We start from the raw sequence: 8,330 nt of genomic DNA, 5'->3' as shown, positions 1-8,330 counted from the left end.
TCATTATTTTTTAATTGTTTGACCAAGCTGTAACCGTCTAAAACCGGCATCATAACATCGGTAAGAATAAGATCCGGTATATGTTTTTGTGCCAGTTCATAGCCTTGCTTTCCATTTTCAGCTTCAATCAGTTCATAGTTTTCTTTTAATTGATCTGCAAGAAAAGAGCGTACTTGCCGGTTGTCTTCAACCAGTAAAATTAATTGGGACAAGGCAGGTAAAATCTGTTTGGATTTTCCATTCAAGTTGGCTTCAGCTTTTATAGGCTCATCAAACTCAATAGTTGTTGCCTGAACTTTGTTTGTTTCAGGGTTTCCTTTTGGCAAGGTTAACTGAAAAGTGGTTCCGGGTTTGTTTGTGTTATTTTGAACAGTCAAAATCCCTGACATGATTTCTGATAGTTCTTTGGCAAGTGCCAGACCAATGCCGGTTCCTTCAAAAGCACGGGTGTCGGCTTGGTCAACCTGATAGAAGCGATTGAAGATGTGTGGGATATCTTTTTCAGGGATGCCAATGCCTGTATCTGATACTTTAATGGAAACGTCACCTGTATCGTCCCTGTTAAGGTACAATTCTACGTACCCTCCTTGTGGTGTAAACTTAATGGCATTGGACAGGATGTTGGAAATAATTTTCTGAAGGTGCTCGCGGTCGGTTTCTATCCAAAGTTCCTTTTCCCGGGTGTGAAATGTTATGTTGAGGTCTTTTTCTTTAGCAATGGATTCGTATGAAAAGAAAAGGTTCTGTAAAAAAGACACCAATTCAATACTCGTTTTATGAAGGCTCATTTTACCTGATTCCAGTTTGGCCACATCCAGTAATTGGTTGATAAGTTCCAGCAAACGTGTGGCATTATATTGTACATCCTGTAGTTTCTTTTGGGAGTTTTGATTTTGAATATCCTTTAGTAATTGTTCGGTTTGTCCGTTTATGATGGTTAGGGGGGTTCTGAATTCATGAGAGATATTGGTAAAAAACCGCGTTTTTTGTTGGTCAAGCTCCCGAAGGCTCTCAGTTTCTACACGCTCAAACTTTAACTGGTTATTTATATGAAAGCGTTTGAGTTCATATTTCCTGATAAATGCCAGTAACACTAACAGCAAAAATGCATAGCCTCCATAAGCCCACCAAGTGCCGCTCCAGTGGGGGTTTACCCTAAAGGGCAGTGAAGCCCACTGTTCATTCCACACCCCATCATTGTTGCTTGATTTGACGTGCAGGGTGTAGCTGCCGGGCGGAAGGTTTGTAAACGAGGCTGTATTAAGGTGGTTGTTTTTAATCCAGGTATCATTAAACCCTTCCAGCTTGTAGGTATACTGATTTTTTTTCGGGGATGAAAAATCCAGGGATGCAAATGTAAAGGTAATGACTTTGTCTTTGTTTGAAAATTCAAGTTCGTCGCTGCTATTCGGGTTGATCTTTTCATTGATATAGGGGTTGTCTTCACTTGATTTTCGGGAAACCAAAATACTTGTTATGGCAGTATTTGGGGGGTAGGGGTTTTCCTTGATCATTTCCGGAAAAAAATGGGTGATGCCTTTGATTCCCCCAAAGAAAAGTTCGCCCTCCGGAGATTTGAAATAGGCCCCGGTATTGAATTCATTGCTCTGCAGGCCATCTTGTACATCAAAATTGCGAAATGTCTTTTCCCTGGGATTGAATTTTGAAAGCCCGTTGTTTGTACTGATCCATAAATTATTGAGATGGTCCGGCAGTACAGCGTAAATCACATTGTTGGGGAGCCCATCCCTTATTGTAAAAGTCTCAAATGTTTTTTCTTTTATATTGAATTTCGAAAGCCCGCCTGATGTTCCTATCCAAAGAAAATTTTCGGGGTCTTCAGGGTCTTTGGAAATGCATTTTATTTCGTTATTAATAAGGCTTTCCGGGTTTCCGGGCTCATTTCTCATTCTGGTGAAGACACCGGTTTTTTCATTAAAAAACAGCAAGCCGGTTTGGGTGCCTATAAGTAAGTTTCCGGGACTGATCTCGTGAATTACCAGCCGAACGGCCCGGTTGCTTTCCGGACTGGAGTTATACCGGTAGTGCACGAACTTTCCGGCTTTTTTGTCTGTTAGTTTAGACAAATGATTTATAGCCATTACCCATATATCTTTCCGGCTGTCTTCAAATACCATGGCCACGTTTTTTTGCAGCAAACCGTCAGGGTTTTGAGGGTCGTGGGTGTAGTAGCGATACGTTTCTTTACCGGAGTCATAACTGTAAAGCCCCTCTGTAGTGGCAAACCACATAAGGTTGTCAGATCCTCTTATCATGCTCCAGGCGCCCGTATTTCCAAAAGCCTTGAGCGAGTCAGAACTTTTTTCAAAACTTTTTAGGTCTTTTGTTTTCAGATCCAAACGGTATATGACGTCACTTCCAATCCATAGATACCGATCTGCCTCCTTGCATATCGACCGTACGCTGAATCCGGCAATTCTGGAGTTTGATTCCTTTTTCCTGTCAATGAGTGAAAACCTATGGGACTTTGGGTCGTAGATACTGATGCCCATACCGTTGGTTCCCACCCACAACTGTTCCGTATGATCCATGAATATGCTTGAAATGGTATTAAAAATCAAGCTTTGAGGATTAAACGGGTCGTGCTTATGGGAAATATAGGTTTTGGAACGTGTGTCAAACTGCATGAGCTCAGCGGCGGTTTCAAGCCATAAATTTCCTTTTTTATCTTTGACGATTCCTGTAATTGCGCCCCATCCATATCTGAAAACAGTATAGCGGTGCGGGAAAAATTCATAAGTCAACGTTTTGGTATCAAAAAGTACCAGACCGGAATTAGTGCCCAGCCAGAGTTTTTGTTTTTCACCCTTGATGATGGATAAAACAGCAAAGTCGCCGACCGTTTCCGGAGTTTCCGGACTTTTTACTTCAATTTGAAATTGGGTAAACCGGCCACTTTCCGTATGGAGCCGGTGAAGCCCGTTGTCTGTGCCAAGCCATATATTTTGTTCATCTTCCGCATGAATAGCCATTACCTTATTGTCTGCTAAACCGTTCCGGTCATTTTCAGAACCCTTGTAGTGAACCGTTTTCGATACCTCTAAAACATCATTTTTTACCGGTACTTTAAACAAGCCGTTATTGAAGGTGCCAATCCATAAATTTCCTACGGGATCTGATATTATGGATAAGATTTCCGACTCGTTTGCAGCTACATAATCCTGTTGCGGTAACGCAATTCTTTCAAAAGTATCTTTGGAAGCATCATACCTGTTTAAATTGCCCCGGAAGGTTCCCACCCATAAATTCCCGGTTGCATCCGAATGCATGGTTGTAATATGATTGTCATCCAGAGAGTTTTGATTGTTAGGGTCGTGGTGGTACTGCTTAATTTTCTGTCCGTCATATCTGTTGAGCCCGTCCCGGGTGCCAAACCACATAAAACCGTCCTTATCCTGGGTGATGGCAAAAACGGCATTTTGTGAAAGACCGTCATTGACACTTAAGTGTTTGAAACGGATGTTCTGAGTAAACCCAAAAAAAGGCAACAACAGTAAAAATAAAAGTATGTATGGCAGGAAACGATTCATCCGGTCTTTATTAGAAAACAGGTAAATGTTGGGGATGAATCAATACCACTATTGATTACAAGAATCTAATGTAGTAAAAATGTTTTAATTAGGAATGTTTTGTCGAAAGCTTATTTGTTTTTATTGATTTCATCAAGCAATTTTCGATTCAGTTGTTGCTCGCGTTCCAAAGTGCGATGACGGTGCAATTCAAATTCCTTTTCGAGTTCGTTAAGCTTTCTTTTTGTGTCACGGGTCACTACATTGCTGTTTTTGAATTTATAAATAAAGAAGAACAGAATAACAGTCAGGCCAATAATGATTGTCCAAACAATGCTATTGTAAGCAAATTTTGAAGTTTGAAAGCCTAAAAATGAAATTTCATTTTCCCGTTGTTCAGTTTTTGAAAGCTTTTCGTTGGTTTCTTTTAAATGGGTTTGGATAAGTCCCAGTTCGATTTGTTGAGACTCAAGCTCTCCTTGCATCTGGGCGAGGGCGGTTTTATAAACCGATATGCTATCCAGAGTACTCTGCTTAAGATTGTTTAAATCGGTTCTTTTTACAACTTTAAATTCCTGATAGTTGTTTGAACGGTTATATACTTCATCAAACTGGTTCTCTAAGGTGTTTTCAGCTTGAGAAAATCCAAATGATGTTATAAAAATAAGAATTAAAATGGGGAAAGTATTTTTTTGAAACATTTTGGGATTTATTTAAAAAACAATATACCCTATACAACAAAATTGTATTGGAATAATTGTGTGAAAAGTATAATTTTTGATATTAAACCGCAACTTTTTGCTTGACATAAGTACATTGAAGTGCACCCGACGGACATTTTTTAACTTGAGCCACGATTTTTTTTGTCTCAGCTCCTTCAAGATCAATCCAGGGAATTACGGTTGTGCGAAAAACATCAGACAATCCCTGAGCGCATTTTTCTGCGTGAATGCAAATTTTTGGGTCGTAAGTAACGGTAATTTCACCGTTGGTGAATTCATTTTCGTAGGTTTCCATAGTGGTTCAAAAATTGGGGTTATGGATTCAATTAAAAGACTTAAGTATTAACAAATAAATAATAAAAAATTAATAATATCGATATAACACACTTTTTTTTCGATAAAGTGTAGACATTTAATAGAATAAATGGATGTTATTTTTAACTCAATGCTTCTTTATAAGTGCTTAGAGCGCGTTCCCTGGCTTCTTTGTGGTTCACCATTTCATCCGGATATGTATTGGAACCAAATTCAGGAATCCATCTTTTTATGTAAGTTTTTTCCTTGTCAAACTTTTCAATCTGGGTTGTGGGGTTAAAAATCCTGAAATAAGGTGCGGCATCCACGCCACAACCGGCCACCCATTGCCAGTTGCCCACATTGGAGGCCATTTCATAATCAATCAACTTTTCAGCAAAATAGGCCTCTCCCCATCGCCAGTCGATCAAGAGGTGTTTGCATAGGAAGCTCCCAACGAGCATACGCATACGGTTGTGCATCCGGCCGGTTTTATTGAGTTGTCTCATCCCGGCATCGACCAGAGGAAAGCCTGTGTTTCCGGTTTTCCATTTTTCAAATTCGGTCTCGTTGTTGCTCCATTGAATGCGGTCATACTTTTTCTTGAAAGCCTCGGTTTGGGTTTCGGGAAAGTGATATAAAATCTGCATAAAAAACTCCCGCCAGATCAGTTCATTCCAGAAGGTCTCGTTTTTTTCGGCTACGGCCTTTTTTACAACCTGCCTAATCCCTACCGTTCCAAATCGCAGGTGCGGGCCCAACTTTGAGGTTTCGTCCTGTGCAGGGTAGTTTCTGGTTTTTTCATAATTCTGAATCAGCGTTTTACTGAGGTCATAGTCAGGCACTTTTATTGTTGACCTTACAAAACCAATGTCACTCAAAGAAATTATGGGCAATCTGGAATGCTCGATACAATTTTTTAAGTGGGGTTTGGTTTTATAAACTTTAAGTGAATGTTCTTTAAACATTTCTTTCCATTTTTTCATATAAGGCGTGTAAACCAGATAAGGTTTACCATCGTCTTTGACTATTTCGTCTTTTTCAAAAACCACGTGGTCTTTATATGTCTGAAAGCCTATGTCAATATTGCAAAGAAACACTTCAATTTCCCGGTCCCTTTTAATGGCATAGGGTTCATAGTCATGGTTTGTAATGACATTTTGAACTTTGAATTCATTTGTGATTTGTTCAAAAACGTCCAAAGGTTTTCCATGATAAATTGCAATGCTACTTCCACAGGCAACCTGAAGTTTTTTACGCATTGATTGAATGTTGTGGTAAATGAAAGTAACTCGGGCATCGTCTTTAGGGAGTTGTTCTAAGATTTCGGTATCAAAAATAAAAATGGGCAATACTGGATATTTTCCGTTAAGGGCTTTAAAGAAACCTACGTTGTCATCCAATCGTAAATCTCTTCGGAACCAGAAAATGTTTACTTTTTTTTGCATCTTTAGTTTTTGTATTCACCGAAAAGTTCGATGAGTTTTTTTCTTCTGTATTCAAATATTTCGTTGAGTTTTGGTTTGACAATGAAGGGGTGTACCATTTGGCCCAAAATTCCCAGGGGAAGCTTATAATCCACAATGTCTTCCATCTCAACACCACCGTAGATTTCCTTTATAAAATGCTTGTGATGCCACAAGACATAAGGTCCAAACCGTTGTTCATCCACAAAATATTCTTTGTCTTTAACATGGGTAATTTCAGTGATCCATTTGGTTTTAATGCCCATAATTGGAGTGACGATGTATTGAATAATCTGGCCCGGATACATCGGTCGGTCTGCCCCGGACAAAATATTGAAGCCCATATAATCTGGCGTGATGGTTTTCAGGTTCCCCGGATTGGACAAAAACCCCCAGCCTTCGTCCAAAGAAATGGGTAAGTTTTGTTTCGCGTGAAGTGTATAGATTTTCATTATTGTTGTTTAACAGATAATATTCAAAATTAAACAAAGTGATTTTTAAAAACTCTATTTAAGCTTTTATTAACACTAAATGCTTTGTTAAATATTTACCTTAGACGCTACTAATAACACTTTAAAAAACCAATGTAAAATGAAAAAAATTACACTATTATTTTCGGCTTTATTTGTTTGTGCATTCACCTATGCACAAGTGACTGCGCCTGCTGCCAGTCCGTTTTCAAAAATTGAAGCAGAAGTGGGTCTTACCGAAGTAACTGTTGAGTATTCAAGGCCAAGTATAAAAGGCCGGACCATCTTTGGTGATTTGGTGCCTTATGGAAAAATATGGAGGACAGGAGCAAATGCACGAACCAAAATCACTTTCAGCAACGATGTGGTGGTTCACGGCAACGAATTGAAAAAAGGAACTTACGGTCTGTTGACCATTCCTAACCAAAACCAATGGGATATCGTTTTTTATACCGATGCAGGTGGTAGTGGTGCTCCACGTGAGTTGGACAAAAGTAAAGTAGCAGCCCGTTTTTCAGTTACTCCTGTGGTTACCTCTATGGCTAAAGAAACGTTTACGATTGAAATCGGAAACTTGACCAGTGCAGGTGCAACAATGTTTCTGGTCTGGGACAAAGTTATGGTTCCTATTAATTTTGCCGTGCCGACAGACAAAGCTGTAATGGCCAGTATAGAAAGGGCAATGAGCGGTCCGTCTGCCGCAGATTATTACACAGCTGCGATGTATTACTATGATGAAGGCAAAGACATCAAAAAAGCTAAGGAGTGGATTGACAAGGCCATGGCAGATAATGAAAACCCACCATTTTGGCAGTTGCGCAATAAATCGCTCATCTACGCAAGGGCAGGAGATAAAAAAGGGGCCATAGCTGCAGCAAGACAATCACTGGAAGCAGCTCAAAATGCAGGAAACCAAGATTATGTGAAAATGAATCAGGATTCATTAAAGGAGTGGGGAGCTAATTAGTCTCATACCACTTAATTAATATTAAAAACTCCCGTTATTTTGGGAGTTTTTTGTTTTTAACTATATTGCGGCGTCTCAAATCCCCAAGTTTATGCGCCAATTCCTTCTAGTACTTCTCATTTTCCCTTTTTTTTGTTTAGCACAAATTCCGCAATACTATGATGGAATTGATTTTTCAATAGATGGCGAAGACTTAAAAGACCAACTTGCCTTGCTAATTACCGACACCCATACACTTGACCTGATCTATACACCCGAGGTATGGAATGCATTGAAAATTTCAGACCTTGATCCTCAGAATTCTCAAAATGTTTTGTTGGTTTATGGTTACGACGATAATGATGGGGTGTATTCTACAGTCAGAAGCAGAAACAAGGATTTATCCTGTCATACTTCAGGATGTATTGGTTTGTGGAACAGGGAACACGTTTTTCCAAGATCGTTGGGTACTCCAAACCTAGGCACGTCAAATGCCGGGGCTGATATTCACGCATTACGTCCGGCAGACAGTCAACGAAACACCATAAGAAGCAACAGGCCTTTTGAGGCCGGAACAGGAGCAGCGTCATACATTACCGCTTCAGGAAATTTTTATCCCGGAGATGAATGGAAAGGCGATGTTGCCCGAATGATGATGTATATGTATTTGCGTTATCCCACCCAATGTGCAGCCACATCTGTGGGCGCAGGTTCAACCAATTATGCACCATTGGGTGATATGCCTGATATTTTTCTAATTTGGAATGCCGAAGACCCAGTTTCTGACTTTGAAATTCAACGCAACAATCATATAGAAATCGAACAAGGAAATAGAAATCCTTTTATAGACAATCCTTATCTGGCTACAATGATTTGGAATGGTCCGGATGCTGAAGATCGTT

The 8,330-nt window shown here is 39.7% G+C and carries 7 protein-coding genes; 2 read left to right on the top strand and 5 right to left on the bottom strand.

Annotated features, from left to right (window positions below; all coding sequences use genetic code 11):
• The 5 genes from AC6F75_RS06960 to AC6F75_RS06940 form a co-directional block, all read right to left on the bottom strand.
• The coding region (locus tag AC6F75_RS06960) for a two-component regulator propeller domain-containing protein (protein ID WP_500714239.1) at positions 1-3,551 on the bottom strand (3,551 nt) is incomplete at its 3' end.
• 110 nt (positions 3,552-3,661) lie between these two features.
• Complete coding sequence (locus AC6F75_RS06955; RefSeq protein ID WP_500714238.1) at positions 3,662-4,231, bottom strand: tRNA (guanine-N1)-methyltransferase; 570 nt, start codon at positions 4,229-4,231, stop codon at positions 3,662-3,664.
• Between the two features lie 82 nt (positions 4,232-4,313).
• Positions 4,314-4,547, bottom strand: a complete 234-nt coding sequence (locus tag AC6F75_RS06950) for a (4Fe-4S)-binding protein (protein ID WP_500714237.1) — start codon at positions 4,545-4,547, stop codon at positions 4,314-4,316.
• Positions 4,548-4,689: 142 nt separating this feature from the next.
• Complete coding sequence (locus tag AC6F75_RS06945) at positions 4,690-5,994, bottom strand: FAD-binding domain-containing protein (RefSeq protein WP_500714235.1); 1,305 nt, start codon at positions 5,992-5,994, stop codon at positions 4,690-4,692.
• Between the two features lie 2 nt (positions 5,995-5,996).
• Positions 5,997-6,464 carry an SRPBCC family protein gene (locus AC6F75_RS06940; RefSeq protein WP_500714234.1) on the bottom strand — a complete coding sequence of 156 codons (468 nt, stop codon included), beginning with the start codon at positions 6,462-6,464 and terminating at the stop codon, positions 5,997-5,999.
• A 139-nt stretch (positions 6,465-6,603) separates the two neighbouring features.
• Here AC6F75_RS06940 and AC6F75_RS06935 point away from each other — a divergent pair, with 139 nt between their 5' ends.
• Positions 6,604-7,449 carry a DUF2911 domain-containing protein gene (locus AC6F75_RS06935; protein WP_500714233.1) on the top strand — a complete coding sequence of 282 codons (846 nt, stop codon included), beginning with the start codon at positions 6,604-6,606 and terminating at the stop codon, positions 7,447-7,449.
• Between the two features lie 91 nt (positions 7,450-7,540).
• Positions 7,541-8,330 (top strand): endonuclease (locus AC6F75_RS06930; RefSeq protein ID WP_500714232.1); only part of this gene is annotated, 790 nt, incomplete at its 3' end.

This window comes from Planktosalinus sp. (assembly GCF_059864935.1).
This window is presented reverse-complemented; position numbering and strand designations above follow the sequence as displayed.

Excerpts from the sequence above, each read along its gene's own strand:
- AC6F75_RS06955 (WP_500714238.1), bottom strand. The coding sequence starts at position 4,231 with ATGTTTCAAAAAAATACTTTCCCCATTTTAATTCTTATTTTTATAACA.
- AC6F75_RS06950 (WP_500714237.1), bottom strand. The coding sequence starts at position 4,547 with ATGGAAACCTACGAAAATGAATTCACCAACGGTGAAATTACCGTTACT.
- AC6F75_RS06945 (WP_500714235.1), bottom strand. The coding sequence starts at position 5,994 with ATGCAAAAAAAAGTAAACATTTTCTGGTTCCGAAGAGATTTACGATTG.
- AC6F75_RS06940 (WP_500714234.1), bottom strand. The coding sequence starts at position 6,464 with ATGAAAATCTATACACTTCACGCGAAACAAAACTTACCCATTTCTTTG.
- AC6F75_RS06935 (WP_500714233.1), top strand. The coding sequence starts at position 6,604 with ATGAAAAAAATTACACTATTATTTTCGGCTTTATTTGTTTGTGCATTC.